The sequence below is a fragment of the Sphingomonas sp. T1 genome (genome assembly GCF_902506585.1).
GTDB classification, from domain to species: Bacteria; Pseudomonadota; Alphaproteobacteria; order Sphingomonadales; family Sphingomonadaceae; genus Sphingomonas; species Sphingomonas aerolata.
Window position 1 is genome coordinate 1589938 of sequence record NZ_LR733875.1, and the last position, 22095, is coordinate 1612032.

Sequence of the window (22095 nt, forward strand, 5' to 3'; positions counted from 1 at the left end):
AGCCCTTAGTCGAAGCGATAGGAAGTATCTTGCCGTATCAGAAGCTGTATCACAAACGGCAAGGTGAAGGTGATTATCTTCCAAGGCAATGGTATCTAGATGATGCCTTAGAATTGTCTTGGGTAAAGAAGGTCATCATCAAGGCTTCAAATAAGTTGCCTAAGGACCGTGCTCGGGGATTCGTAATCTCCCACGGTCCAAATTTTATGCATGATATGAATGCTAACTATACCATCATTGTCGCGGAAGGTATGTCCCGCGAGATGGAGCGATTTGTAGTTATCAAAGAGCTCATGCACATGTATTTTGGACCAGACGGTGGTCACGCAGCGACCGGCTCCGCTGTTGCCTTAGACAATCATTTTCGCAAATTCTTTGGTAATTCGGCGACTATTACAGCGTCAGCGCATGTACAGGCGGAGCATGAAGCGCTGTGGATGGCGCTTGCTGTTATATGTCCTGAGCACCGACGACTTGAACTGAAAGAAGCCGTTACGAATCGAGACAAGGGGTTTGAAGATGTGGCAGCACTGCTTCATATCCCGCTTCACACCGCAAAGGCGCTTCTCTCAAAGCAGTTTGAAAGCGAAATTTCTCACATAATCAAATGACGCGCGATTTGTCTTGGCTGACCGAGATTAAGATGTTGCAACTTATACGGTGACCCGCCCGGCCAGCGCCAGTACCGCAATCGGGCAGCCTGTGGTTTCAATGCCGTAAGCTGTGAATTTCTATTCATACCGCTCGCGTCGCCATAATTTTGCTGACCCATGCGCGGACCTCGGCTTCGCTCCATCGTGATCCCGCTCCGCCCGGCTTATAGGGCGGCGGGAAATCGCTTTCGCGAATCAGCTTATAGATCCGCGTCCGCTTCAGGCCGACGATGTCCTCAACGACCTTGAGCATGACCAAGCGATCGTTGCCGGTGGTTGTGGCGATCTCGCTTGTCATTGCAGCTTCCCCGAATAGGCGGGGCCTTCGCCGCGCATCTGCCCCCAGGTGTCGACGGTTTGTCGAATGAGCAGGTCGAAGGTGTCCTGCACGTCCGTGATCACTCCCGCCTGCGCGGCCGCGTGCAACACCTTCATTACTCCGGTCAGCCCGCCGGTCAGCGCCCCAACGAAAACGGCTTGCGCATTCAGCAAAGGAGAGACTGCCTGCTCAGTGATCGTGAGTATCCGATCGCCGACGTCGCGTGATGTTTCATTTGCAAGGGCGTTGAACGCCTCGAAAGTTGCCGGATCCATCATCGTTGATGCCTTTCTTTGAAAGCTTCGAGCCCGCGGTTGATCGCGGCGGGCAGTGGGTCGGTAGTGAATGACCAAGCAATCCACGCGACGACAATCACGCCAAGGAAGTCGTGCCAGTTGTCGGCATCGCCGAGGGCGACGATCAGTATCGCCGCGATGAGCGTGCGGATGAACGTCATAGCCCCTCTAGGAACGGGCCGCCGGGATTACGAAAGGCGTGAATCAGCTGGTCGAAATCGAGCGGCCAATGATCGGCCGCAACGATGCCCGCAGTCCGGCAATAGGCATTGTGCGCGGGGCCAGTGTCGCCTTCGTCCTTTTCGACGAAGCCGTTCCATTGATCGATGGCACCGCATAGTCCCTGCGCAAGTGCGTGAGGGATGATGGTGGCGATCTTGTCGCCATTTCGCGCTGTCGTCACCGGGCGCTTATCGCGATCGAAGTTCTGCGCGTGCTGCACCATTCTCTTTGCGGCCTCGGTGTCGAGGAAGGCTGCAGCCAGATCCTCAATGTCGACCCATGGAAAATCGGGCTGCGTATGCGGCGGGGAGAAGAACGAGACTTGGTGGCCGTTGACATCGGCGTTGGTAAGAAGGCGGGGGGCTTGATGCGCCATCACGCGGCCTCTGTCGTATCGGCGGCCGGTGCGAGCTTCACCCGGGCAACCTCCTGGAGGATAACGAACGTCGAGTCCGGCATGAGGTCAAGCAGCCGGCCCGCCTCGATCTCGGCGGCAGCGAACGACGGGTGGCGGAACCGCGGCGGACGGACGCGGTGCGCTTTTGCCTCAGCAATCCCACCCGCGCCGCCGCCGCGCCTGAGACTGTCGCGTGCCTTGCGAAACAGAAGGAAGTTGCCGCCGAAACGCTTCGTGTCGAGCGATCGCACGGGCTTCGGCAGGATCGTAGCGTCGGTCATCATGCTTTCCTTGTGAGTGGCACGCCGGAGCGGCTCGTTTGGAATTGTTCGCGCCGGATCTCGGCGGCGATTTTCTGCGCGACCGAGACGATCGTCTCGTCGAGCGCATTGCCGGGGTGCGGCTGGGCTTGTGCGACCAGTTGCACGAACCGACACGCCTGTTCGGCGGCGGGGCTCATTTGCGCTGGCCTTGAAGCCGAGCCGGGAACACCGGAACCCAGACGATCGCCTTCCGTCCGCTTTGGTTGGTGCGACGACCTCCACCGTCGCGAACTTTGCCCAGATGGGCGAGCTCAGTGAGGCGGGGGCGGATGGACAAGATCGATAGACCGAGGCGACCTGCAACCTCGTCTGCGGTGAGCCCGTTCGACCGTTCAACTACTGCCAAAGCTTGGGCCCGTAGTTGCGGCGCGGTTGGCGCGATCTGGTCGGCCTCCGCTTGGGAGGTGTCTCGATCCTGCGCGCCCGGCATGCTGGGGTAGCGAAACAGGTCGTTCATGACGAGGCACCGGATATGAAGCCGCGACGGATCGCCTCGGCACGAATCTCCGCATCGGGCACCGCGGCCAGATCAGCCGGCGGCCGCGTCAAGCGGATATTGCGAGCGCGGTTCGGAAACCGTGCGATCAGGCCCTGCCGCTCGAGCGCATTGAGCAGGCGAGCCGGCCCCGAAGGCGATGTCATGTCGAGATGAGATTGGATCTCGCGCACCGTTGGCGAAACGCCGTCATGCTCGGCGATGTACGTCTGCAGATAGTGAAGCAGCTGGCGCTCGCGGGGCATCATGCGGATCCCTCCGATCCATCACTTAGAAACAGCTCGCGCCATTCGTTCCAAAGACGGGCGGTTTCACCTGCAAGGCGCTGGCGGATGGCGCTATCGGCTGGCGTGTCTGTGGTGAGGTCGACATGCCGATACATGTAATGAAAGCGCAGCGCTGCGGCGTCGAATGCCGCCCAGGCGAGATCGACCGGCGACGTAGTTGCAGCGAGGCGGATCATGGCGTCACCACCAGAATGAGATCGAAGACGGCCCAGAAAGCAGGTGCAATAGCGAGGACCAGTGCGGCGCTGCCGTGGGTGAAGCCGGTGCCGAGCACCGGTTTGCGAAGGAAGGCACTCACCGTGCGAAGTCCAAAGCACGAGTGATACGGCTCGGATCATTCGCGAGGATGTATGCGGCAACCGCCGCGGTGCGGGCGTTGCCGAATCCGCCGCCGTTTCCAGTCAACAGGCGGTGGACACGGTGCTCGCGTTCGCGTTGAACGCGATGCTCGGCACCGCCCCCCATGCCGATCCACAACTGCTCGCGATTTTCCGAGCCGATGATGACAGAGACCGGCAATCCTGCGCGATCGGCGGCGACAAGCCATGCCGCAGGGTCAAAATCGACACGTCCGAGCGCGAGCAAGCAGCATCCCAGATCGGTGTCGTTCAAATCGCGATAATAGGCCTCCTGTACCTCACCATCGTGCAGGCCTAGACCTTCCGTGAGGTCCCGACGCTCGATTTCGAACAGGAAGCCGCCGGTGTCTTTATGCTGCTGCGCGCCGTTCCAATGTGTGCCGCCATGCTCGCCAAGCATGTCGACAAAGACCTTCACCATAAGGTCGCCTGGGGTGAAGCACGGTGCCGTGAGGAGCGAAAGAACAGCGGAGGACAAAGCGGCGGCGAGCTCGTCGCAGCGATCGTCTGAGCCGCCGTGGTCTTCGTCCAAAGCCCGGGTCGCTTCCCGGAACGTGTCGAAGAGGGCAGACATGCAAGGGCTGACGCATGGGCGCTGCTGCTCCATGAGGTCGCGCTCGATCTGCGCCATGTAGCGGGGATAATGATCGGTCCAGCCTTCACCGACGTCGCGCATTCGCATGACCTCAAGCTTCCGCAAGATCTCAGTTGGCGTGAAGGCGGGAGCGATCAGGAAGTCCTCAAGCGTCGAATATTCGAGGTCGGCGGCGGCATTTGATGCTTCGCTGCGATCGTCGCCGCATGGCGAATCTTCGCCTGCCGTGATGAAGACGTCGTGCTTGGCGTAGGCTTCGCGCCAGGCGGCGAGGCGTGCTGCAAACTCGGGTGTGGTGTGGAGGCGCATTATCGTGCTCCTTCGGGTGAGGCGGCGTAGAGGCGGCCGATAAGGAAGGCGGTGTCGCGGGCGAGCCAAGGCAGCGCGTGGTCAATGCCCTCGCCGTCCATGATTTCGACTTTGCGCAGGTAGGCATCGTGGTTCGGCGTGAATGTCCGGAGAAGCTCACGAAGAGCCTCGCTGCTGCGGTCGATGAAGTAGTTCTGAGCTGCCTCAGCAGCGTCATCGACTACACTCGGAAGACCTTTCATGTCGGTGGCTGCGCGAACATTCCCCGCCTCTGACAGGTTGGCCTCGGCTCGCTCGTAGGCGGCGAGCGCCTGATCCCAGTGCAGATGATAAAGTTCATGGATCGCATGAACGAGCTGCTGTTGGTCTCCATCCAGGTGGTGAATGCCGCGATAGACGGCCATGAACCCGCCCTCGCTCATCGCGCGATCGATCCAACGGTCGCACGAGCAGGTCAGCAGCGTCTGCAAACGCGCAATGACGCCGGGTAAGGTCGAAGCGTGGTTGTCGTGAATGACGCCCTCAGCGGTGATGGTCCGCTCGTCAGAAGCTGCAATGTCGGCTTCCGGCTGGCTAGGCGCGCTATCGAAAGAATAGACCCATGCTCGCTGACGGCGAAGATAGTCCTGTGCCTCAAGAATTTCTTGATCGGGGCTGTCAGAATCGAACGCAGGAATAATGAAGGGGGCGCTCACGCTTCCCGCTCCCCAATAAACTCCACTCGCGCGGCCTTGCGGGCGTTTACTCTGTCATTGGTGATCTTCGGGGGCGTGCGACCTAGCACGATTCCGAAATGCAGGCCGAGCCATTGAACTTCGAACCTGAAACCGTCTTCCCTGACGCTTTCGTCAAGAAAGTCGCGCTCGACGGTGTTGATCCGAAAGATCGTAGCGTCGCTCGACCAGTCGTACCAAGGCTCAGCTTTGGCAAAAAAGCGCCTCAGGCGCTGGGCAAAGTTCGACTGTTCGCGCACCAAGGGTGCGCGTTTCGCTTCGGCGGCCATAAGCCATCCTCCCTGCAATGGTGGAACAGGGCGGTTGGCGGAAGTCGGAGCTTAGTATCAGAGCTCGCGGCGCGCTTTCCGGTCCTGTTTTATCAGGCGGGACCGGAAGCGTCGTTCGAACGTGCGCACCAGATCGTCTGATGCATTAACCTTACGCATTAAGCGTAACTCAGTCAATCGTTTTACGCATCATGCGTCAGGCAGCAGCTCACGAGCGGCAAGAATGGGCATCACTGCGTTAATTTCTTCCGCTTCAATGACGAACCGGCTTGGTGGCGTCAGTACCTCGATTTCGACACCTGCTCGGCTCCTTCCTACAAATCTTCCAAGAATCGCCACCCGGTTCGTGTCGCTATCCTCGTAAACTGCGGATTTTAGCCAGACGACTACGTCTTCACCAATCGATGCCGGCCGATCCGTGTCAAAGAAGACTACCTCTCCCAAGCCATAGCGAGGCGCCATTGAGGTGGTGGTTACGTAAAGGGCTTCAATATGGCGTAGTGCCAAGTGTGCAGGCGCAGCAAATGCAGCCAGAGGAGCATCATTTATAACGAACTCCTCTGCCTCGCCACGGTAGCTGCCTGATGGGTATGTACCGGAACATGTGTACTCAGTCTGCACCCGCCGGCGCAGGTCAACCCTCGCCGGATGGATATACTGGCGGTCAAGCATAAAACCAATTTCGGTAAGCCTGACTATATCGTCGCGCACTATCAGTGGGTCGCCATAACCAATAAGAGCCTCTTCCAATTTCGCAGCCAGCGAGCCCGGTAGATACTCAGCGTCGTAATCAGGGCTGAAATAGCGCTGGATCGAAGAAGGGCTTCGATAGCCAGCTGCTTTCGCGATGTTTGACAGCGTTAGGCCGCTGCGTTCTTTCAAGGCGATCAGCTTATCGCCAAGCGTAGGTTTATCGGTCATGACGCATTATCCAGCAGTGGCGTTACGTTTGATACGTTGACCGAGTTACGTCATATGCGTAAATAACAGATTATGACCACACGATCAGTTATTGCCTCATTTGGGGGCATCACGAAGATGGCGCGTGCGCTCCGCCACCGTAATCCGTCCACCGTTCAAGGATGGTGGGAGCGCCAGATCATACCAGCTCGGCGACTCTCGTCGGTTCTTGCCGCTGCTGAACGCCTCAATATCAATGTCGGGCCGGCAGACCTGATTTCTGACCTGGGCGCAGCGCACGACGCTTCGTCGCAAGTCAACTAGGTGACAAACCCTATCCGGAAGGAACCGGCGTTACCGCGTAATGTCGAGGCCGAAGCCGCACTGCTCGGCGCGATGATGATCGACAATCGTCTTGCCGATGACGTGGTAGGGGCGATCGAGCCGGTTCATTTCTTCGAACCCGTTCACGGCCGTATCTTCGCCGCGATTTCGTCCATGCGGCGGCGGGACATGCTGGCGACGCCAGTGACATTGCGCCCGATGTTCGAGTCTGACGAGGGGATGGCGTCGCTTGGGGGCCCTTCGTATCTCGGCGCACTGACTGGCAGCGGCGCGGGGCTTATTGGTGCGCGCCAGTTTGCTGCGCAGATATACGATCTTGCCGCGCTGCGGGCACTTATCGAAGTTGGTAGAACGCTGATTGAGCGCGCGATGGATACCTCAAAAGAGATCAATCCGCGGGCGCAGATCGAGGCAGCGGAAACGCTACTTGCGTCAGTCGCGATCGGCGGCGCCGCCGCCGCCCCCAAGCCAGTTGGGTTTGCGCAGGCGTGGGATAGTGCGATCCGCAAGGCGAAGGCCGTCGCAAACGGTACCGCATCCCGAGGAGCGATGATCGCTCGTTTCGTTGAATGGAACGAGATCACAGGAGGCATGTCGCCGGGTCAGTTGATCCTGCTGGGCGGTCGCCCAGGCATGGGCAAGACGGCGATCGCGCTTTCCGTCGCTCGCGGCGCGGCTGAAGCTGGACACGGCGTCCTCTTCATCTCTCGCGAGATGCCCGTCGACCAGCTGATGTTCCGCATCATTGCTGACATGATGTTCGAGGCGGGATCTGCCGTTACGCTGGACGACGTCATATCCGGACGGCTCAATGAAGACGATCTGGTCCTCGCCGAACGGATTCGTGCGCGCATTGATCGCTGGCCGCTCGTGTTCGAGGAGCCGCCTCGGCTGAATGCCTCTCAAGTCGCGCCGCTTATCCGGAAGCACCAGCGTCAGCTGGAGGGCAGGGGGCAGACGCTCGCGATTACGATCGTCGATTACCTTGGGCTGCTCGAGCCCCCCGTGAAGCGTCAAAACCGAGAGCAAGAGATGGGCGACACCAGCAAGGAGCTGAAGATGGCGGCACGGGACACCGGCACTGCGGTCGTGGCGCTGGCGCAGTTGAACCGCGGTGTTGAATCGCGTGACGATAAACGCCCGATGCTCTCTGATCTGCGCGACAGTGGCAGCCTCGAGCAGGACGCCGACACGGTCGTGTTCGCCTATCGGGCCGAATACTACCTCAAGCAGACCGAGCCAGACGCCTACGATCGCAAACGTGTGGACTGGGAGGTCGATATGAACGCTGAGCGTGACCGTCTCGACGTTTACAGCGCGAAAGTCCGCCAAGGTGCGACCCAACGCCGCAAGGTCTACTTCTTCGGCGCCCGGCAGGCGGTTCGCGGTGCCGATTTCATGCGCACTGGCGGCGGCGCGGCGGAGTGCCCGGCATGAGCCGCATCCGATCAATCCATCCAGGGCAGTGGACCGACGAGGATTTCGTTGAATGCTCGCCGTTCGCGCGCCTGCTAACCCTCGGCATCCGAAACGAAGCCGACGATAACGGCGTGTTCGAGTGGCGGGCAACACGGCTTAAGATGCGCCTATTTCCGGCGGACGCCATCGACGTCGCGGAATTGCTTAGTGAGCTGGAGACACGCGGGCTTGTCATGCGCTTCGAGGCCAGCGGGCGGCATTACGGCGCGATCCGCAACTTCCGGGTCTACCAGAACCCCCGGTCTCCTAAGGCAGAGCACCCAATAACGGCGGAGGCCGATCGTTTCGTCGGCGAGCGTGCAGGTGACGAAAGCGTGTCAAAGCGTGGTCCTGGGCGCCCACGAAAACAGCAGGAAGACGAAAATAAGCCACCTGAGCTTAAATCATTTCCGCAAAATGTGGAAAATAACTCCGAGAGGGAGAAGGAGAGGAGAGTAGAGAAGAATAATAGTCCTACGGACTTGTCGATTAGCGAGCCAATCGACGAGCGAGGATCATCTCTCATTCTCGTCCAACCTCCCGCCTTTGATGAAATCCAGGAAGCGTTCGACGCCTACGACGCAGTTCGCCGTGAGTTCGTGCCGGCAGCGCGATCGATCACCTTTGACGCTGACCGAAAGAAGAAACTCAGGACGACGATGAGAGCCATCGGCGGAAGGGAGGGCTGGGCATCGGTTCTGGCTCGCATCCGGGGATCGCCGTTTCTTCGTGGCGACACCGACAGCTTCGCATTCGCCACGATCGATTGGCTTCTCAAGCCAGCAAACATGCGTAAAATTATGGAAGGAAACTACGATGACCGTCCCCGAAGTCGTGCGCTTGGCGCCGGCAGCGCCGTCGATGCTACAGCTCGCGCCGCCATTGCAGCAGGCCTTGGCTGATCGGACTTTCGCACACAGCGGACAAGCAAAATGGGACTCCGAACGGGCGCTTGATATCGCGGCACGGCACGGGCTCGAGGCTCAGGTTCCTGCTGCACATCTCGCAGCTGTAGCATCGCTGGAAGGCGCGCCAGCACCATGGTTTGGTCGACGTCTCACCGTGTTGTGGACGATGTTCATGCTCGGGCGACCTACGGATCAGGGCGCGCAAACTCTGTGGATGGCTGAGGCGGCGCGGCTACTCGGCGATTTGCCGCACGACATCCTCGCCCACTCAATCGACGAGGCGATTAAAGTGTCTCGTCACGGCTTCATGCCAAGCGTCGGCGAAATCCGCGGCATTGCCGATCCTCTGCTTGGTGAGCGCCGCACGCATATCGACCGGCTTAGCCGGATGGCGGCGGCACTCAACGACGCCGCTGCATCGCAAGGGCGTTCGGCCCGTCGGCACGATGCCCGCCTCCACGCTGACCATGGTGAACGATGAACGAGAGCACTGACCTGGCTAGCGTTGGTTCAAATCAGCGCTGGTGCATACTGCGAACGTCGGGCTCGCGCACGCTGGCTCTAGCGGACTCTCTTACAAAAGCGGGCTTCGAGGCGTGGAGCCCACGTAAGACTTTAAGGCGCGCTAAGGCGGGGGTGAAGCGGCGCGCCGACGGCACGAGGCCGATGGTCGAGATTGATGCTGCGATCCTGCCGACGTTCGTATTCGCCAGGGCAAGGGACGTTCAAACGTTGGCTCAAGTGGCATGCGCCGACATCACCCCGCACCCGCCGTTTTCTATTTTCCGGCACGGGGGACGTTACCCTGAGATAGCAGACGGCGCCGTGCGAGGCCTGCAAGAAGCCGAGCGGGAGGCGACCGCAACCATCGAGGCTATGCGCGCCGCAGAGACGAGAGAGGAAGCTGAGCGCATCCGGAAGGCGGCAATGAAGACCGAACGGGAGCGCCTGCGTGCTATGCAGATTAGCGAGGCCGAGCGGCGTAAGGCGCTGCGCAATGAGCGTGGCACGTTCGATGATGGCCAGCACGTGACGGTCGAGGATATGCCTTCGTTCATTGGTGTGACTGGCATTGTTGAAAGCAGCGACGGCAAGTCAGCTGTCGTTGTATTCGGCGGAATGCTGACCGTCACTGTTGAGGCTTGGCAACTAGCGCGCGCATGAGTATGTGTAGTGACAGTTCTCCGGTGCACCACCGGAGAACACCGCCGCCTAAGCGGTTACGGGGCTAGAAGCTTTGGGACTTCGGTCTTTGCACTCCCCACTATCACCCGCGGAAGCCTCGCTTCCGACGGAGTTAGAGACATACCTACCTATCGCCACCCCCGAGGTGAGGGTGTTCCGCATTTGAGGAACAGCGCATGGCCGAACCGCTATTGCGGCTCACCACCGCTGATCATGTCGAAGCGATTGGCATGCGCCTTCTTCGGATCTCCGAAGATATGCGCACCCCATCGCGTCATCATGGTCGCAGCGATCGGTTGATCCAGGAAGCCGAGCAGGCCGCCATTGATCTGCAGGCTGTGGTTAGAGGTCGATGATGGTACGGTCGCAGCTGGTCTTAGCGCTACCGATCGTTTGCCGGCACGAGCTTCCGCCGCTTTGGTGCAACCAGTGCAGCTGGGCCAAATACTCCAACACGGACCTTGTCGGACACAAGGGTGGCAAAGCCCAGAGCGATCGTAATCGTTATGGATAAGCCCCAGAGCACTTTGATCGCGGCGATGATAAATTCGACCATGCGCGTACCTTCGTGTTGCGCTGCAACATTGACCACTAACAGCGTCGCCAGCCAATAGAGATAAGGCAGGCTGCCTCTCTGGCACGCTAATCAGAATTAGCATTCTCGCTGGGATACTCCTGCTGTGGATCGCCGAGAAGATGGCGATTAGGCCGCGCTACCATGGGTCCAGCGAGCGCTTGATCGAGCGGCAGGGCAGGCGGCGGTCAACCCGCGGGCCGCCGTACGTGGTCGCTGAGCAGTTATTGAGCGAGAGTGCATATGTCGCTGCCTATCGATCCGCTGCTGCCGCTCGTGCTGCTTCCTCGTGAGGAATGGACGCTGCGGCCATTGAACGATGCGCAGATCGGCGTCGGCATCTTCAGCCGAGGCGGGTCCTTGTATTTGCAGAAGTGGTCAATCCACGACTTTCCGAATACGTTCTTCGGTGTCCCAGATCTCGAAGACGCCGGCCTCCTTGAGGTTTACATGCGTGCCATCGAGAAGCTGGTATACGGTGCTCCCTCGATGCCTGCTGACGCTGCCGTCCAGGGCGCGAAAAACGGTCATGTTTGCCCAAAGTATGACCGTGTACCGGCGGCCATCATCGCCCTCGGCCGTAAAGCGCTCAACTTCTTCCATCGTGGGCTCCCGAATCGTAAATTGACGGCTTCGCTATCGCATGTTTTCCGCACGAGTGGTCGCTGATGGGCAAGCTTAAATCTCTGCCGAACCGCCTCAGCTCGCTGCCCTCGCAACTATCGACGTTCCAACCTGGAGATAAGGGGCGGCAAGATGCCGCCCCGTGGCGCAAGTGGTACAACACGACCGAATGGCGTCGCCTTCGCATGGAAACGCTCAAACGCGACCGCTTCACCTGTCAGTGGCCCGGTTGCGGTCTCATGACCGGGGATACTTCGCAGTTGGTCGCAGACCATCGAGAGCCGCACCGCGGAAACGAACGGTTGTTCTGGGATCTGGCGAACCTGCAGACGCTTTGCAAGCCGTGTCACGATGGGCCCAAAGCCAAACTCGAGGCTCGGTACGGAGCCTGACAGACGGGGGGGGTGGGTCGAACTTTCTCGGTCCGCCCCGCGCCTATACCGCATCCGTCACACGCGCGGATAATTTTCCTCTCACAGTTTCAGCTGCGTACTTTCGCCGGGAGGCCTCAATCATGGCGACCCGCAAATCAACTTGCGACTGGGATCGGATCGAGCTCGAATACTTGGCGGGCGAAGCATCGGTCCGCGAAATTGCTGATCGACATGAGATTTCCGAGGGCGCTATTCGGAAGCGGGCCAAGGCCGAAAAGTGGGTACGCACGGTGCGCACCCTGCGTACCGTGCGTACCGAGCCCGTTGCGGTGGCCGCGTCCCCGGCCGAGCCGGTGCCCGTTCCCGACGCGGCGGTAATCGCCGAGCGCGGGCGCGGACTGGTAGCGCGAATGCTCGACGAGCTCGACGCGACCACGACGCACCAGGGCAAGCTTGAAGAGATGATTGAGGATGAGACGTCCGGCGACCGCGAGGCCCGGCGGCGTGACGGCATGCTGGCCGCGATCAGCCTGACTGGTCGCGCGAAAACGCTCAAGGAACTGGCGACCGCGTTCAAGACGATAAACGAAGCCTCCGCACCGCAGGGCAAGAAGGCTGGCCAGCAAGAGAAGGCCGACCAGATCGCCAACCGGTTTCGCGGCGTTGGGCCACCCACGCTGAAGTCGGTCAAGTAGCTTGCCGCAATGGTCTACCTCTTGCCCCGACTGGAAGGAGCGTATTCGAGGACGCCGCTCGCTGATCCCATTCGACCCACTCTTTCCGAATGTGGCCGAAGCGAAAATGGCGCTGTTCACGTCGCTGCGGCTGATGGACGTCACGGGGCAGCCAACGATCGGCGAGTCCTGCGACCAGTGGCTGTTGGATTTCGTCGCTGCCGTGTTCGGTGCGTACGACCCCGACCTCGGCGAGCAGATGATCAAAGAATTTCTGCTGCTCGTTAGTAAAAAAAATTCGAAGTCGACGATCGCTGCGGGCATCATGGTCACCGAATTAGCGCTCGGCTGGCGGCATGAAGACGAGAACCTGATCCTCGCGCCGACGAAGGAAGTCGCGGACAACAGCTTTAAGCCGGCAGCGGCAATGATCCGCGCGGACGAAGAGCTAAACGACCTTCTTCATATCCAAGACCATATGAAGCTGATTACGCAGCGGTCGACGAAGGCGACGATGAAAGTCGTCGCCGCGGACAGCGCCACGGTGTCGGGCAAGAAGGCCAGCCGAGTACTGATCGACGAGCTTTGGCTTTTTGGTAAGGTCGCCACGGCCGATTCGATGTTCCAGGAAGCGACGGGCGGGCAGGCGTCACGGCCGGAAGGCTACACGCTGTTCCTGACGACGCAGTCGGACCAGCCGCCCCAAGGTGTCTTCAAAAGCAAGCTCAAGGAATACCGCGCCATACGGGACGGCACGGTCAACGCACCGACGAAACTGCCGGTGTTATACGAGTATCCGCCCGAGATGATCGCGGCGGAAGACCATGTCGACCCGGCGAATTTCTACATCACCAACCCGAACCTTGGCCGGTCAGTCAGTCAGCCGTGGCTGCAAAACAAGTTCGACGAAGCGCAGCGCGCCGAAATGGCGGAGCGGCAGGTCTTCTACGCGAAGCACCTCAACATTGAGATGGGCGTCGGCCTTCTGCACGATGCCTGGGCGGGTGCGCTCTACTGGCTGAATGCGACGGCGTCCCCATTAGTGTGGGACGGCTCGCTTGATCACTTCCTCGAGATCGTCGAGGCAGCAGTCGCCGGCATCGATGGCGGCGGGCTCGACGATCTGCTCGGACTCACGTTGATCGGGCGGCACAAGGTCACGAAGCAGTGGCTGACCTGGTCGCATGCATGGGGCCAGCTGGACGTTTGGGAGCGCCGCAAGGACATTGTCAGTGCGCTCGACGGCTTCGTTGCCGAGGGTACGGTCACGAAGTGCGATAACCCAACGCAAGATCTGATCGAGCTCGCCGACATACTTGAACGGGTCAAGGAGGCCGGTCTGTTCCCCGAGGAGTATGCGATCGGCCTCGACCCGGCCGGGATTGCGGCGATCGTCGACGAGCTTTCCGGCCGCGGCTTCACCGAGAAGCAGATGCTGGCGATCAGTCAGGGCTTCCGGCTTTCCGGAGCGGTCTGGGGTTCTGAGCGGAAGCTGAAAGACGGCACCATGATTCACGCCGACCAGGCGCTGATGACCTGGTGTGTGGGCAACGCAAAGGCCGAGCAGCGCGGCAACGCGGTGATCATCACGAAGCAGATCGCCGGCAAGGCCAAGATCGACCCACTCATTGCGCTGTTCAACGCGGTGCAGCTCATGTCGCGCAACCCCGAAGCGTCCGGAAGCGGCCTCCAGGTCATGTTCCTTTGAAAGGCAGCCCCATGCAGAACCGTGCGTTTAGTGTGCTCAGTATCAAGGCGCTCGATGACGACGCGCGCACGTTCAGTGGGATTGCCACCACGCCGTCAGTCGACCGGGTCGGCGACATCATCGACCCCATGGGCGTCAAGTTCACGAACCCCATTCCGCTGCTGCATCAGCATCGTCATGACAAGGTGATCGGCAAGGTCTGGTTCGAGACGCCGACGAAGGACGGGATAAAGTTTCGCGCCGAGATCCCCAAGATTGAGGAGCCGGGCGAGCTGCAGGACCGCGTCAATACGGCGTGGGGCGAGATCAAATACGGCCTTGTGACGGCCACCTCCATCGGATTTCGCCCAATCGAGTACTCGTTCATGGAGAACGGCGGCGTTCGGTACACCGAGACCGAGGTCTTCGAGCTGTCTGCGGTCACCATTCCGGCGCAGGCCGATGCAATCATCAATCAGATTAAGTCGATCGACGCCGCCCTGCGCAAGCAAGCTGGCGTTCCCGACCCCGAAATTCCCGCCAACCCAGAACCTGCCGCGGTCGGCAAATCGGTTCGCGTGGTGAAGCTGGATGACCCCGCCCGCGACCGGGCGAAGCCATTCGTCATCAACACCATTCGAAGGATTTGAAGTGACCAAATTTGCTGAACAGATCACCGCGTATGAGGCAAAGCGTGCCTCGGTCGTCGGTGCCATGGACTCGATCATGACCAAGGCCGCCACCGATGGCGCCACCCTCGACGCTGCGCAATCGGAGGAATATGACGGCCATTCCGCCGACATCGTCGCGATCGACAAGCACCTCGATCGGCTGCGCACCGCCGAGCGCACTATCGCCAAGACGGCAAAGCCAATTGAGGACGTACGCGATCCCTCGGCCGCAGCCGCGCAGCGCGGCGGCGTGACCCAGGTCAAGGCGCAGCCCAAGCTTGCTCCCGGCATCGCCTTCGCGCGCTATGCCAAGGCCCGCGCCGTCTCGCGCCTCGATAACGAGCCGGTGATGACCATCGCCGAGCGCATGTACGGTCCGGACAGCGACGTCGTCGGCACCATCAAGGCAGCCGTCGCGGCTGGTTCGAACCAGCCCGGCAGCTGGGCAGCGGCCCTGCATAGCCCCGAGGGCGCCGCCTTCGTCGACTTCGCCGAGTTCCTCCGTCCGGCGACGATCCTCGGCAAGTTCGGCACCGGCATCATCCCGTCGCTGCGGAAGATCGGCTTCGACGAGCCCGTCATCCTTCAGACGGGCGGCGGCGAGGGCTACTGGGTCGGCGAAGGCAAGCCGAAGCCGCTGACGTCGTTCGACTTCACGCGCAGCGTGCTCGGCCGCCTCAAGGTTGCCAACATCGCCGTCCTCACCGAGGAGAACGTGCGCAGCTCGAACCCGAGTTCTGAAGCGATCGTGCGCGACGCGCTCAAGGCCGCGCTGGTCGAGACGCAGGATCTGGCGTTCATCAATCCGACCAACGCCGGTGTCGATACCGTTCGCCCGGCATCGGTCACGAACGGCGCGACCGCGGTGGCATCGTCGGGCCGTGATGCCGATGCAGTGCGGGCCGATGCGCGCGCAGCGATGGCTGCATTCATCGCGGCCAACAACTCGCTAACGACCGGCGTCTGGATCATGTCGGCAACCAATGCGCTCGGCCTGTCGATGATGAGCAATGCCCTCGGGCAGAAGGAATTTGCCGGCATGACCATGCTCGGCGGTACCTTCGAGGGCTTGCCGGTCATCGTGTCGGAATATGCCGGCCAGACCGTTGCGCTGGTCAACGCGGCCGACATCTACGAGGCCGACGAGGGCGATATCGCGGTCGACATGAGCCGCGAAGCGTCGCTCGAGATGAAAGATAGCGCCCTTCAGCAGGACGGCCTCGCCGGTACCGGCACCCAGCTGGTGTCGCTGTGGCAGAACAACCTGGTCGGCCTGCGCGCCGAGCGCACCATCAACTGGCGTCGTCGCCGCGCGACCGCGGTCGCGTACCTGACCGGCGTCCGCTGGGGCGAGCCGGTAGCGGCCGGCTCGTAATCCACCAGCGAGCCAGACGGATCGGCGGGTAGCAATCCTGCCCGCCGATCAACTGAGGAGACACCTATGCCTGACCTTATCGCCACCCGCGACATGAGGTACGCGACCCGCGCGCTTCAGGCGGGCGACCCATTCCAGGCGAGCAACCAAGACGCCCGCGTCCTAATTGCGATTAAGAAGGCGCGCCCAGCTGACGCGTCGGCAGATCCGTCCGCCACGGCGCCGACTCTCGATGAGCTGCGTGACAAGGCCGCCAAGCTCGGCATCACCGTCAGCATGCGCTGGGGCGACAAGCGCCTGCTCGAAGAGATCGCCAAGGTCGCGAGCGCCTGATGCGGATCCTCGGCCGGGAGTTCGGGCGCTCCCGGCAGATCACCACCGGGCAGGCCGAACCCGAAATTGAAGGCGGCCTGCCCATCATTCGAGAGAAGGCGGCGCGCATCGTCAGTACGCCGTCGGGCCCTTGGATGCCGATCGTCCGCGAAAGCTATAGCGGTGCGTGGCAGCAGAATGTCGAGGTCAACCAGACCGCGGTGCTGGCCTTCCACGCCGTATTTTCGTGCATGACGCTCATCGCGTCGGACATCTCGAAGCTGCGCGTCAAGCTGGTCAGCCAGGACGCGCATGGCATCTGGGCCGAAACCACCCGCCCCGCCTATTCACCGGTGCTGCGCAAGCCCAACGGCTTCCAGACCCGGATCCAGTTCTTCGAATCGTGGTTCCTGTCGAAGCTCAGCAGCGGCAACACCTATGTCCTCAAGCGCCGCGACGCGCGCAACGTCGTGATCGCGCTCTATGTTCTTGACCCTCACCGGGTGAAGCCGCTGGTCGCCGACGACGGCAGCATCTTCTACGAGCTTCAGCAGGACGATATTTCGGAGATCGCTGGCCCGATGGTCGTGCCGGCGCGTGAGCTTATCCACGACCGGTTCAACTGCCTGTTTCACCCGCTGGTCGGCGTGTCGCCAATCTATGCGAACGGCCTCGCGGCGACGCAGGGTCTGCGCATCCAAGACAACTCGGCGGTGTTCTTCGGAAACCAGTCCCGCCCGGGTGGCCTGCTGTCGGCACCGGGCAAGATCAGCCCTGAGTCCGCAGCCGAACTCAAAGCCAACTGGTACGAGTATTACGGCGGCAAAAACTCTGGCCGCGTGGCCGTGCTCGGCGATGGCTTGAAATATGAGCACATGGCCGTCACCGCCAAGGATGCGGAGCTGATCGACCAGCTCAAGTGGACCGCTGAGGTGGTCTGCTCGACCTTCCATGTGCCTCCCTACAAGCTGGGAATCGGCAACCTGCCGACAAACAGCAACGTCGAGAGTCTCAACCTCGAATATTACACCCAGGCGCTGCAATCGCTGATCGAGGCTGCGGAGCTATGCCTCGATGAGGGACTCGGCATCGGCGAAGGCATGGGCATCGGCACCGAGTTCGACCTCGACGGCCTGCTGCGCATGGACACCAAGGCGCTGATCGAAGCCGAAGCCATGGCGACCAAGTCGGGGATCAAGAAGATCAACGAGGCGCGGCGCCGGCTCGACCTGGGGCCGATCACCGGCGGCGACACGGCGTACCTGCAAGAGCAGAACTACAGCCTCGAGGCGCTGGCGAAGCGCGACGCGCGTGCCGACCCATTCGCCAAGGGCGAGACGGAAGCCCCAGCGCCCGATCCTTCCGAAGAGGCGGCGCAGGCGCGCGCGACCGTCGCGCTTTACGAAAAAGACCTGCGGGAGGCGCTCAATGCTTGATACCAAAGCCCTTGCCCAGGCCACGGCGCTGATCGTGCAGGACGCTGTCGACAAGGCCACCACGCCGCTGCTCGCGCGCCTTGCAATCGTCGAGGCACGGGACGCGTCGCCGGATGAGGCGAGCATTCGGCGCATGATCGGCGATGCGATTGCCGCCATGCCCATGCCGCGCGACGGCACGAGCGTTACCGTCACTGACGTCGAGCCCCTCGTCGCCGCGGCAGTTGCGCGCGCGGTCAGTGATCTGCCCCCGGCGAAGGATGGCGTCAGCGTCACGCTTGACGACGTGAAGCCGCTGATCGCTGCCGAGGCCGAGCGGGCCGTTGCCGCGCTACTGCCGGTCGACGTCATTACGCCCGTCGAGGCGGCAGTCGCTGCTGCGGTCGCCGCGCTGCCCGCGCCGGCCGATGGCAAGAGCGTCACGGTCGCCGACGTCGAGCCGATCATCGCGTCGGCTGTAGAGTTCGCGGTCGCAGCGCTCCCGACGCCCGCCGATGGCAAGAGCGTCACAGTCAGCGAGGTCGAGCCGATCGTCGCCGCGGTAGTCGAGCGCGCTTTCGCCGCGCTGCCGGTTCCGAAGGACGGCGTCGGCCTTGCCGGGGCGATGATCGACCGCACTGGTGCGCTGGTCGTGACGCTGAGCAACGGCAAGATGTGCTCGCTTGGTCGCGTCGATGGGAAGGACGGGGACCCCGGATTGGGCTTCGACGATATGTCGATCGAGCAGACCGGGGAGCGCCAAGCGACCCTCAAGTTCGTCCGCGGTGAGCAGGTGAAGACCTTCGACCTCACTGTGCCGGCAGTGATCGACCGCGGCGTGTTCAAGGAAGGGCAGGCCTATACGCTGGGCGACGCCGTTACCTTCGGCGGTTCACTCTGGATCGCGCAGAAAGATACCGGCGATAAGCCGGACGGCCCCGACACCGGCTGGCGGCTCGCGGTAAAGAAGGGGCGCGATGGGCGCGATCTTACCCGTGGCTGAGCTCGTCACTCTTGCGGACGTGAAGATGCACCTTCGCCTTGGCTCATCTAATCGCGAGGACGCATATCTCGTCATCCTCATCGCGGCGGCTGTTCGTGCTATCGAAAACGCCACCGAGCGGGACATCGTCTCTGACGCGTCCAACATGGCTGAGGGCGACCGTGCCGTTGCCGCGCAGGCCGCGTTGCTGCTTGTCGCCCAATGGTACGCCAACCGCGAAGCGACGGGGCAAAACTCGGCGGAGATGCCGCTGGCAATCACCTGGCTTATCGCGCCTCTGCGGAAGTTCGTTGTATGAGCCAGCTTACTGCCGGAGAGCTTTCCGACACTATCCGCATCGAGCGCCCCGTTGCTGATAAGGCCTTCGACGGTGCGGGCTCCGGCAGATGGGAGCTGGTCGACGACGAGGTTTGGGCGAGCGTCGTAGACATGCTGCCCAGCCGCGGCGAGAGGCTTGCCGAGGGCATCAATATTGCTACCCGGCCCGCCCGGGTCCGCATGCGGATTCGGGACGATATCACGAGCAATATGCGGTTCGTGATGGGCGATCGGATCATGCAGATCATCGCGGGTCCTGCGATCATCCGGCAGCGCTCCAGCGTCGAGTTCATGGTTGAGGAATACAGCGCCGGCGGCGACGGCAGCTGATGCCGACCCTCAAGGGGAGCGAGGCAGAGCAGCGCCGTCGCGATCAGATACCGGACAAGATCAAGCGCATTTTGCGAGGAGCGGCGCGGGTTGGTGCAACGGTGATCGCTAACGAAGCAAAAGCGCGAGTGGCTTCCGATGCCGTTCGCAATGGTGTCGAGATCGGTCGTTCGAAGGATCAGGACGGCACGATCAAGGTGCGGATCACCGTCCAGGAAGGCTGGCCGCGATCGCTCGGCACCTGGCTCGAATACGGCACAAGCGCGCATTTCATCAGCGTCGATCCTCGGCACAGCCAAGGGCGCACAGCGGCACGTGTAAACACCCTCGATACTGCTGCGGCGAAGGAAGGGCGATCGGGCCCGGGCGCCACGCTTGTTATCGGCGGCAAGCCTGTCGGTGCAACGGTCTGGCATCCGGGCTTCAAGCCGGCAGAGCCTTGGTTGCGGACGGCGCGGGACATCAAGCGCCGCGACGCTGTGGCAGCTGCACAGGACTTCATCAACACCCGCGTACGCGGTTCCGCGCTGGCAGCTGACGGGGATACCGAATGACCGGAAGTGAGATCATCGGAGCGCAGCTTCGGGCTGACGTGCCGCTGACTGCGGCTGTGCGCGCCGAAGCGATCAAAGGTGGCCGCCTGAGCGACGATGCGGCGTTGCCGGTTTTGCTGGTTCGCTCGATCAGCATTGTCGACCGGCAGACGCTGGCGCTTGAGGCAAAGGTGCACGTGATCGAGCGCGTGTCAGTGACCGTACGGGCTGCCAGCTACCGGTCTCGCGCAGCGATCATGACGCTACTGCGCTCTGCCGGCCGCGCCGGGATGATCATCCCGGTCATGCAAGACGCCACCAACATTTCCATCCTGACGGCCGGCGCCGGCCCCGAATTGAACGGCCCCGGCGATAGCTACGAACGCAATCAGGATTTCACCGTCAGTTACGACACCCCTGCCTGAAGGAGAATGAAGATGGATCCGAAGCCCAAGACCGACGCCAAGCCCGCTGCCAAGACCGAAGGCAAGCCGCACTATGCGACCCGCGATTTCAAGGACGCCGGCACGACCCGATACTTCGAGCGCGGTGCCGAGCTGACTGACGTGAGCGCAGGCGAGCTCGTCAATTATCGCGCCGCTGGCCTCGCTTCTTTCGAGAAGCCCAAGTCGCCCGCCGAAGCCGAGAAGGCCGCCCTCGACGAGGCCTTGGGCTAACCCTCTTTCCTGCCCGCGACAGGACTGACCCGCCGGCCCAGCCGGCTTGCTGACTGGAGAATACACGATGAGCACTACCGCGGCGGGTTCCAAGCTCGCCATTTCTGCCGGCATTCCTACCGCGCAGACCGACACCGCCTATGCGGCGCTGACCTACACCACCGTCGGCGGCGTCGAATCGATCGGTGGCTTCGGGGCGACGACCGAAGTCGTCACCTTCACGCCGCTCGATGGCGCGGTCGAGAAGTACAAGGGGCCGACCAATTACGGTCAGCTCAGCCCGACCATGAAGGTCGACGATTCCGATGCTGGGCAGGCGCTGATCCAGACGGCCTCGGCGCCGACCAACACCGATCAGTATGCCTTCCGCGTGACAAAACCTGACGGCTCGCTGCGATTTTTCCAGGCGCGTGTGTTCGGTTTCCCTGAGACGATCGGCGCCGCCAACACGGTCATCACCGCCGCTCCCGCCATCGAGATCAACACGGCCGTCGTGAAGAAGGCGGCGCCCGTCTGATCCACCCTTTCCGGCCCAGCCGGAATAACTTGCATCGGCCCGTCCCCGCTCATCGCGGGTGTCGGGGCGGGTCGGTGCTCCCCCACACCCGCGAGGTATCACCATGGACATTCTTTCCGAAGCAATCGCTGACTCGACCATTCTGCACCTAAAGGGCGCCGACGGTCAGCTTCTGTACGACGGCCCCGATCGCAAGCCCGTGCGCGTGCACCTGCACAGCCCCGGCAGCGATGCCTACGCCCAGATCGAGACGAAGCAGACCGCGCGCATTCTGAAGCGCCTGGACGACAATGACGGCAAGCGCACCGCCATGAGCGCTGAAGAGCGTCTCGAGCAGACTGCCGAGGATCTAGCCGACGCGACGATCGAGTGGGAGAACCTGACCCTCGGCGACAAGACCGGCCGGGCGCTGTCGCTCGGCGTTTACGGCAACCGCAAGCTCGGCTTCATCGCCAACCAGGTGTCGAAGCATCTGGCCGACTGGGGAAACTCCAAGGGCGCACCAGCCGCGCCCTGATCCTTTACGCGCAGCGCATGGCGTGGCTCAATGCCACGCCACGCCCGCCGGCTGAGTCTCCGCGCGCGAAGAACTTCAATGCCGCGACCGCACCATCCCGGCTCGACCAGCTGAAGAAAGACCGGGTGCCGGTTCAGATGCCGCCCGTGCCGCTGCCCCACATCATTCAATGGTGGATTGAGACCGGGGTGACCGGCTCGAATGGCATGTCGGCGACCGTGCTCCCATGGGCTGAGATCTCCGCTTGGCAGGCAAACACCTCGATCAAGTTGTCGTCATGGGAAGCCCGGCTCATTCGGGCGCTGTCACAGGCCTACGTTCAGCAGTCGCGGATCAGCGAAGATGAGGCCTGCCCGCCGCCCTGGCGCGGCGCGGTAACTGAAGCCGAGAAGGCCGCCGAAATCGCGGTGCTCGACGACGTATTGGGATAGCCCTTCGT

39 protein-coding genes are annotated in these 22095 nt (G+C 61.8%); 24 read left to right on the forward strand and 15 right to left on the reverse strand.

Features of this window, described 5'->3' with window-relative positions:
- Positions 1-29: 29 nt before the first annotated feature.
- A complete protein-coding gene (locus GV027_RS07120) occupies positions 30-611 on the forward strand; it encodes a hypothetical protein (protein WP_159511419.1) in 582 nt (193 codons plus the stop codon).
- Between the two features lie 124 nt (positions 612-735).
- Here the strand turns inward: GV027_RS07120 and GV027_RS07125 are convergent, their stop codons facing one another.
- From GV027_RS07125 to GV027_RS07185, 14 genes are all read right to left on the reverse strand, one after another.
- A complete protein-coding gene (locus GV027_RS07125; protein ID WP_159511420.1) occupies positions 736-951 on the reverse strand; it encodes a helix-turn-helix transcriptional regulator in 216 nt (71 codons plus the stop codon).
- Positions 948-1250, reverse strand: a complete 303-nt coding sequence (locus GV027_RS07130) for a hypothetical protein (RefSeq protein WP_159511421.1) — start codon at positions 1248-1250, stop codon at positions 948-950. Before GV027_RS07130 ends, GV027_RS07125 begins: the two co-directional genes overlap by 4 nt.
- Positions 1247-1429, reverse strand: coding sequence for a hypothetical protein (locus tag GV027_RS07135; RefSeq protein WP_159511422.1), 183 nt, complete (start codon positions 1427-1429; stop codon positions 1247-1249). The genes GV027_RS07130 and GV027_RS07135 overlap by 4 nt, the downstream gene beginning before the upstream one ends.
- A complete protein-coding gene (locus GV027_RS07140) occupies positions 1426-1866 on the reverse strand; it encodes a hypothetical protein (RefSeq protein WP_159511423.1) in 441 nt (146 codons plus the stop codon). The genes GV027_RS07135 and GV027_RS07140 overlap by 4 nt, the downstream gene beginning before the upstream one ends.
- A complete protein-coding gene (locus tag GV027_RS07145) occupies positions 1866-2168 on the reverse strand; it encodes a hypothetical protein (RefSeq protein ID WP_159511424.1) in 303 nt (100 codons plus the stop codon). The genes GV027_RS07140 and GV027_RS07145 overlap by 1 nt, the downstream gene beginning before the upstream one ends.
- On the reverse strand, positions 2168-2347 hold the full coding sequence (locus GV027_RS07150; RefSeq protein ID WP_159511425.1) for a hypothetical protein: 180 nt from the start codon (positions 2345-2347) through the stop codon (positions 2168-2170). Before GV027_RS07150 ends, GV027_RS07145 begins: the two co-directional genes overlap by 1 nt.
- Positions 2344-2667 (reverse strand): hypothetical protein, encoded by a 324-nt coding sequence (locus tag GV027_RS07155; RefSeq protein ID WP_159511426.1) that lies wholly within the window; start codon positions 2665-2667, stop codon positions 2344-2346. The genes GV027_RS07150 and GV027_RS07155 overlap by 4 nt, the downstream gene beginning before the upstream one ends.
- Positions 2664-2954: a LexA family protein gene (locus GV027_RS07160; RefSeq protein ID WP_159511427.1), complete on the reverse strand. Its 291-nt coding sequence runs from the start codon at positions 2952-2954 to the stop codon at positions 2664-2666. The genes GV027_RS07155 and GV027_RS07160 overlap by 4 nt, the downstream gene beginning before the upstream one ends.
- Positions 2951-3169, reverse strand: a complete 219-nt coding sequence (locus tag GV027_RS07165) for a hypothetical protein (RefSeq protein WP_159511428.1) — start codon at positions 3167-3169, stop codon at positions 2951-2953. The genes GV027_RS07160 and GV027_RS07165 overlap by 4 nt, the downstream gene beginning before the upstream one ends.
- Complete coding sequence (locus GV027_RS21695) at positions 3166-3291, reverse strand: hypothetical protein (protein WP_268893558.1); 126 nt, start codon at positions 3289-3291, stop codon at positions 3166-3168. Before GV027_RS21695 ends, GV027_RS07165 begins: the two co-directional genes overlap by 4 nt.
- Positions 3288-4256 carry a hypothetical protein gene (locus tag GV027_RS07170; RefSeq protein WP_159511429.1) on the reverse strand — a complete coding sequence of 323 codons (969 nt, stop codon included), beginning with the start codon at positions 4254-4256 and terminating at the stop codon, positions 3288-3290. Before GV027_RS07170 ends, GV027_RS21695 begins: the two co-directional genes overlap by 4 nt.
- Entirely contained in the window at positions 4256-4951 is a 696-nt protein-coding gene (locus tag GV027_RS07175) for a hypothetical protein (RefSeq protein WP_159511430.1), read from the reverse strand. The genes GV027_RS07170 and GV027_RS07175 overlap by 1 nt, the downstream gene beginning before the upstream one ends.
- Positions 4948-5259 carry a hypothetical protein gene (locus GV027_RS07180; protein WP_159511431.1) on the reverse strand — a complete coding sequence of 104 codons (312 nt, stop codon included), beginning with the start codon at positions 5257-5259 and terminating at the stop codon, positions 4948-4950. The genes GV027_RS07175 and GV027_RS07180 overlap by 4 nt, the downstream gene beginning before the upstream one ends.
- Before the next feature lie 189 nt (positions 5260-5448).
- Positions 5449-6180 (reverse strand): hypothetical protein, encoded by a 732-nt coding sequence (locus GV027_RS07185; protein WP_159511432.1) that lies wholly within the window; start codon positions 6178-6180, stop codon positions 5449-5451.
- A gap of 72 nt (positions 6181-6252) precedes the next feature.
- Here GV027_RS07185 and GV027_RS21885 point away from each other — a divergent pair, with 72 nt between their 5' ends.
- From GV027_RS21885 to GV027_RS07210, 6 genes are all read left to right on the forward strand, one after another.
- On the forward strand, positions 6253-6483 hold the full coding sequence (locus GV027_RS21885) for a carph-isopro domain-containing protein (protein WP_443029523.1): 231 nt from the start codon (positions 6253-6255) through the stop codon (positions 6481-6483).
- The gene (locus tag GV027_RS07190) at positions 6484-7941 is read left to right on the forward strand and encodes a DnaB-like helicase C-terminal domain-containing protein (protein ID WP_159511433.1); all 1458 of its coding nucleotides are present in this window, start codon (positions 6484-6486) and stop codon (positions 7939-7941) included.
- Positions 7938-8864 carry a hypothetical protein gene (locus GV027_RS07195; protein ID WP_159511434.1) on the forward strand — a complete coding sequence of 309 codons (927 nt, stop codon included), beginning with the start codon at positions 7938-7940 and terminating at the stop codon, positions 8862-8864. The genes GV027_RS07190 and GV027_RS07195 overlap by 4 nt, the downstream gene beginning before the upstream one ends.
- Positions 8779-9351, forward strand: coding sequence for a hypothetical protein (locus GV027_RS07200; protein WP_236559092.1), 573 nt, complete (start codon positions 8779-8781; stop codon positions 9349-9351). Before GV027_RS07195 ends, GV027_RS07200 begins: the two co-directional genes overlap by 86 nt.
- Before the next feature lie 185 nt (positions 9352-9536).
- Positions 9537-10034, forward strand: coding sequence for a hypothetical protein (locus tag GV027_RS07205; RefSeq protein ID WP_159511436.1), 498 nt, complete (start codon positions 9537-9539; stop codon positions 10032-10034).
- A 197-nt stretch (positions 10035-10231) separates the two neighbouring features.
- Positions 10232-10411: a hypothetical protein gene (locus tag GV027_RS07210; protein WP_159511437.1), complete on the forward strand. Its 180-nt coding sequence runs from the start codon at positions 10232-10234 to the stop codon at positions 10409-10411.
- Positions 10412-10437: 26 nt separating this feature from the next.
- Here GV027_RS07210 and GV027_RS07215 read toward each other — a convergent pair whose 3' ends face one another.
- Positions 10438-10611, reverse strand: a complete 174-nt coding sequence (locus tag GV027_RS07215) for a hypothetical protein (protein ID WP_159511438.1) — start codon at positions 10609-10611, stop codon at positions 10438-10440.
- 261 nt (positions 10612-10872) lie between these two features.
- On the opposite strand from GV027_RS07215, the gene GV027_RS07220 reads away from it, so the two are divergent.
- The 17 genes from GV027_RS07220 (at position 10873) to GV027_RS07295 (ending at position 22087) form a co-directional block, all read left to right on the forward strand.
- On the forward strand, positions 10873-11298 hold the full coding sequence (locus GV027_RS07220; protein WP_159511439.1) for a hypothetical protein: 426 nt from the start codon (positions 10873-10875) through the stop codon (positions 11296-11298).
- Positions 11299-11438: 140 nt separating this feature from the next.
- On the forward strand, positions 11439-11645 hold the full coding sequence (locus GV027_RS21420) for an HNH endonuclease (RefSeq protein ID WP_268893577.1): 207 nt from the start codon (positions 11439-11441) through the stop codon (positions 11643-11645).
- 122 nt (positions 11646-11767) lie between these two features.
- On the forward strand, positions 11768-12322 hold the full coding sequence (locus GV027_RS21425) for a hypothetical protein (RefSeq protein WP_236559093.1): 555 nt from the start codon (positions 11768-11770) through the stop codon (positions 12320-12322).
- A gap of 106 nt (positions 12323-12428) precedes the next feature.
- Positions 12429-14009: a terminase large subunit gene (locus tag GV027_RS07235; RefSeq protein ID WP_236559094.1), complete on the forward strand. Its 1581-nt coding sequence runs from the start codon at positions 12429-12431 to the stop codon at positions 14007-14009.
- 11 nt (positions 14010-14020) lie between these two features.
- On the forward strand, positions 14021-14638 hold the full coding sequence (locus GV027_RS21220) for an HK97 family phage prohead protease (protein WP_201302591.1): 618 nt from the start codon (positions 14021-14023) through the stop codon (positions 14636-14638).
- 1 nt (position 14639) lies between these two features.
- Positions 14640-16034: a phage major capsid protein gene (locus GV027_RS07240; protein ID WP_201302592.1), complete on the forward strand. Its 1395-nt coding sequence runs from the start codon at positions 14640-14642 to the stop codon at positions 16032-16034.
- A gap of 66 nt (positions 16035-16100) precedes the next feature.
- The gene (locus tag GV027_RS07245; RefSeq protein WP_031441169.1) at positions 16101-16367 is read left to right on the forward strand and encodes a hypothetical protein; all 267 of its coding nucleotides are present in this window, start codon (positions 16101-16103) and stop codon (positions 16365-16367) included.
- Positions 16367-17782 (forward strand): phage portal protein, encoded by a 1416-nt coding sequence (locus tag GV027_RS07250; RefSeq protein WP_159511442.1) that lies wholly within the window; start codon positions 16367-16369, stop codon positions 17780-17782. The genes GV027_RS07245 and GV027_RS07250 overlap by 1 nt, the downstream gene beginning before the upstream one ends.
- 133 nt (positions 17783-17915) lie before the next feature.
- Complete coding sequence (locus tag GV027_RS07255) at positions 17916-18764, forward strand: phage portal protein (RefSeq protein WP_159511443.1); 849 nt, start codon at positions 17916-17918, stop codon at positions 18762-18764.
- Positions 18757-19062 (forward strand): head-tail connector protein, encoded by a 306-nt coding sequence (locus tag GV027_RS07260; RefSeq protein WP_159511444.1) that lies wholly within the window; start codon positions 18757-18759, stop codon positions 19060-19062. The genes GV027_RS07255 and GV027_RS07260 overlap by 8 nt, the downstream gene beginning before the upstream one ends.
- The gene (locus GV027_RS07265) at positions 19059-19412 is read left to right on the forward strand and encodes a head-tail adaptor protein (RefSeq protein WP_159511445.1); all 354 of its coding nucleotides are present in this window, start codon (positions 19059-19061) and stop codon (positions 19410-19412) included. Before GV027_RS07260 ends, GV027_RS07265 begins: the two co-directional genes overlap by 4 nt.
- A complete protein-coding gene (locus GV027_RS07270) occupies positions 19412-19966 on the forward strand; it encodes an HK97 gp10 family phage protein (protein ID WP_159511446.1) in 555 nt (184 codons plus the stop codon). Before GV027_RS07265 ends, GV027_RS07270 begins: the two co-directional genes overlap by 1 nt.
- Positions 19963-20370, forward strand: coding sequence for a hypothetical protein (locus GV027_RS07275; RefSeq protein WP_159511447.1), 408 nt, complete (start codon positions 19963-19965; stop codon positions 20368-20370). The genes GV027_RS07270 and GV027_RS07275 overlap by 4 nt, the downstream gene beginning before the upstream one ends.
- Before the next feature lie 12 nt (positions 20371-20382).
- Entirely contained in the window at positions 20383-20622 is a 240-nt protein-coding gene (locus tag GV027_RS07280; protein ID WP_159511448.1) for a hypothetical protein, read from the forward strand.
- A gap of 67 nt (positions 20623-20689) precedes the next feature.
- A complete protein-coding gene (locus GV027_RS07285; RefSeq protein WP_159511449.1) occupies positions 20690-21139 on the forward strand; it encodes a hypothetical protein in 450 nt (149 codons plus the stop codon).
- 103 nt (positions 21140-21242) lie between these two features.
- Entirely contained in the window at positions 21243-21656 is a 414-nt protein-coding gene (locus GV027_RS07290; RefSeq protein WP_159511450.1) for a hypothetical protein, read from the forward strand.
- Between the two features lie 17 nt (positions 21657-21673).
- Entirely contained in the window at positions 21674-22087 is a 414-nt protein-coding gene (locus GV027_RS07295; protein WP_159511451.1) for a hypothetical protein, read from the forward strand.
- The last annotated feature ends 8 nt before the right edge of the window (positions 22088-22095 follow it).

Excerpts from the sequence above, each read along its gene's own strand:
- GV027_RS07275 (WP_159511447.1), top strand. The coding sequence starts at position 19,963 with ATGACCGGAAGTGAGATCATCGGAGCGCAGCTTCGGGCTGACGTGCCG.
- GV027_RS07195 (WP_159511434.1), top strand. The coding sequence starts at position 7,938 with ATGAGCCGCATCCGATCAATCCATCCAGGGCAGTGGACCGACGAGGAT.
- GV027_RS07265 (WP_159511445.1), top strand. The coding sequence starts at position 19,059 with ATGAGCCAGCTTACTGCCGGAGAGCTTTCCGACACTATCCGCATCGAG.
- GV027_RS21885 (WP_443029523.1), top strand. The coding sequence starts at position 6,253 with ATGACCACACGATCAGTTATTGCCTCATTTGGGGGCATCACGAAGATG.
- GV027_RS07245 (WP_031441169.1), top strand. The coding sequence starts at position 16,101 with ATGCCTGACCTTATCGCCACCCGCGACATGAGGTACGCGACCCGCGCG.
- GV027_RS07150 (WP_159511425.1), bottom strand. The coding sequence starts at position 2,347 with ATGAGCCCCGCCGCCGAACAGGCGTGTCGGTTCGTGCAACTGGTCGCA.
- GV027_RS07155 (WP_159511426.1), bottom strand. The coding sequence starts at position 2,667 with ATGAACGACCTGTTTCGCTACCCCAGCATGCCGGGCGCGCAGGATCGA.
- GV027_RS07145 (WP_159511424.1), bottom strand. The coding sequence starts at position 2,168 with ATGACCGACGCTACGATCCTGCCGAAGCCCGTGCGATCGCTCGACACG.
- GV027_RS07270 (WP_159511446.1), top strand. The coding sequence starts at position 19,412 with ATGCCGACCCTCAAGGGGAGCGAGGCAGAGCAGCGCCGTCGCGATCAG.
- GV027_RS07200 (WP_236559092.1), top strand. The coding sequence starts at position 8,779 with ATGACCGTCCCCGAAGTCGTGCGCTTGGCGCCGGCAGCGCCGTCGATG.
- GV027_RS07285 (WP_159511449.1), top strand. The coding sequence starts at position 20,690 with ATGAGCACTACCGCGGCGGGTTCCAAGCTCGCCATTTCTGCCGGCATT.
- GV027_RS07140 (WP_159511423.1), bottom strand. The coding sequence starts at position 1,866 with ATGGCGCATCAAGCCCCCCGCCTTCTTACCAACGCCGATGTCAACGGC.
- GV027_RS21425 (WP_236559093.1), top strand. The coding sequence starts at position 11,768 with ATGGCGACCCGCAAATCAACTTGCGACTGGGATCGGATCGAGCTCGAA.
- GV027_RS07235 (WP_236559094.1), top strand. The coding sequence starts at position 12,429 with ATGGCGCTGTTCACGTCGCTGCGGCTGATGGACGTCACGGGGCAGCCA.
- GV027_RS07295 (WP_159511451.1), top strand. The coding sequence starts at position 21,674 with ATGGCGTGGCTCAATGCCACGCCACGCCCGCCGGCTGAGTCTCCGCGC.
- GV027_RS21420 (WP_268893577.1), top strand. The coding sequence starts at position 11,439 with ATGGAAACGCTCAAACGCGACCGCTTCACCTGTCAGTGGCCCGGTTGC.
- GV027_RS07290 (WP_159511450.1), top strand. The coding sequence starts at position 21,243 with ATGGACATTCTTTCCGAAGCAATCGCTGACTCGACCATTCTGCACCTA.
- GV027_RS07255 (WP_159511443.1), top strand. The coding sequence starts at position 17,916 with ATGATCGGCGATGCGATTGCCGCCATGCCCATGCCGCGCGACGGCACG.
- GV027_RS07180 (WP_159511431.1), bottom strand. The coding sequence starts at position 5,259 with ATGGCCGCCGAAGCGAAACGCGCACCCTTGGTGCGCGAACAGTCGAAC.
- GV027_RS07165 (WP_159511428.1), bottom strand. The coding sequence starts at position 3,169 with ATGATCCGCCTCGCTGCAACTACGTCGCCGGTCGATCTCGCCTGGGCG.
- GV027_RS07250 (WP_159511442.1), top strand. The coding sequence starts at position 16,367 with ATGCGGATCCTCGGCCGGGAGTTCGGGCGCTCCCGGCAGATCACCACC.
- GV027_RS07135 (WP_159511422.1), bottom strand. The coding sequence starts at position 1,429 with ATGACGTTCATCCGCACGCTCATCGCGGCGATACTGATCGTCGCCCTC.
- GV027_RS07130 (WP_159511421.1), bottom strand. The coding sequence starts at position 1,250 with ATGATGGATCCGGCAACTTTCGAGGCGTTCAACGCCCTTGCAAATGAA.
- GV027_RS07205 (WP_159511436.1), top strand. The coding sequence starts at position 9,537 with ATGGTCGAGATTGATGCTGCGATCCTGCCGACGTTCGTATTCGCCAGG.
- GV027_RS07220 (WP_159511439.1), top strand. The coding sequence starts at position 10,873 with ATGTCGCTGCCTATCGATCCGCTGCTGCCGCTCGTGCTGCTTCCTCGT.
- GV027_RS07185 (WP_159511432.1), bottom strand. The coding sequence starts at position 6,180 with ATGACCGATAAACCTACGCTTGGCGATAAGCTGATCGCCTTGAAAGAA.
- GV027_RS07280 (WP_159511448.1), top strand. The coding sequence starts at position 20,383 with ATGGATCCGAAGCCCAAGACCGACGCCAAGCCCGCTGCCAAGACCGAA.
- GV027_RS07210 (WP_159511437.1), top strand. The coding sequence starts at position 10,232 with ATGGCCGAACCGCTATTGCGGCTCACCACCGCTGATCATGTCGAAGCG.
- GV027_RS07170 (WP_159511429.1), bottom strand. The coding sequence starts at position 4,256 with ATGCGCCTCCACACCACACCCGAGTTTGCAGCACGCCTCGCCGCCTGG.
- GV027_RS07125 (WP_159511420.1), bottom strand. The coding sequence starts at position 951 with ATGACAAGCGAGATCGCCACAACCACCGGCAACGATCGCTTGGTCATG.
- GV027_RS07215 (WP_159511438.1), bottom strand. The coding sequence starts at position 10,611 with ATGGTCGAATTTATCATCGCCGCGATCAAAGTGCTCTGGGGCTTATCC.
- GV027_RS21220 (WP_201302591.1), top strand. The coding sequence starts at position 14,021 with ATGCAGAACCGTGCGTTTAGTGTGCTCAGTATCAAGGCGCTCGATGAC.
- GV027_RS07160 (WP_159511427.1), bottom strand. The coding sequence starts at position 2,954 with ATGATGCCCCGCGAGCGCCAGCTGCTTCACTATCTGCAGACGTACATC.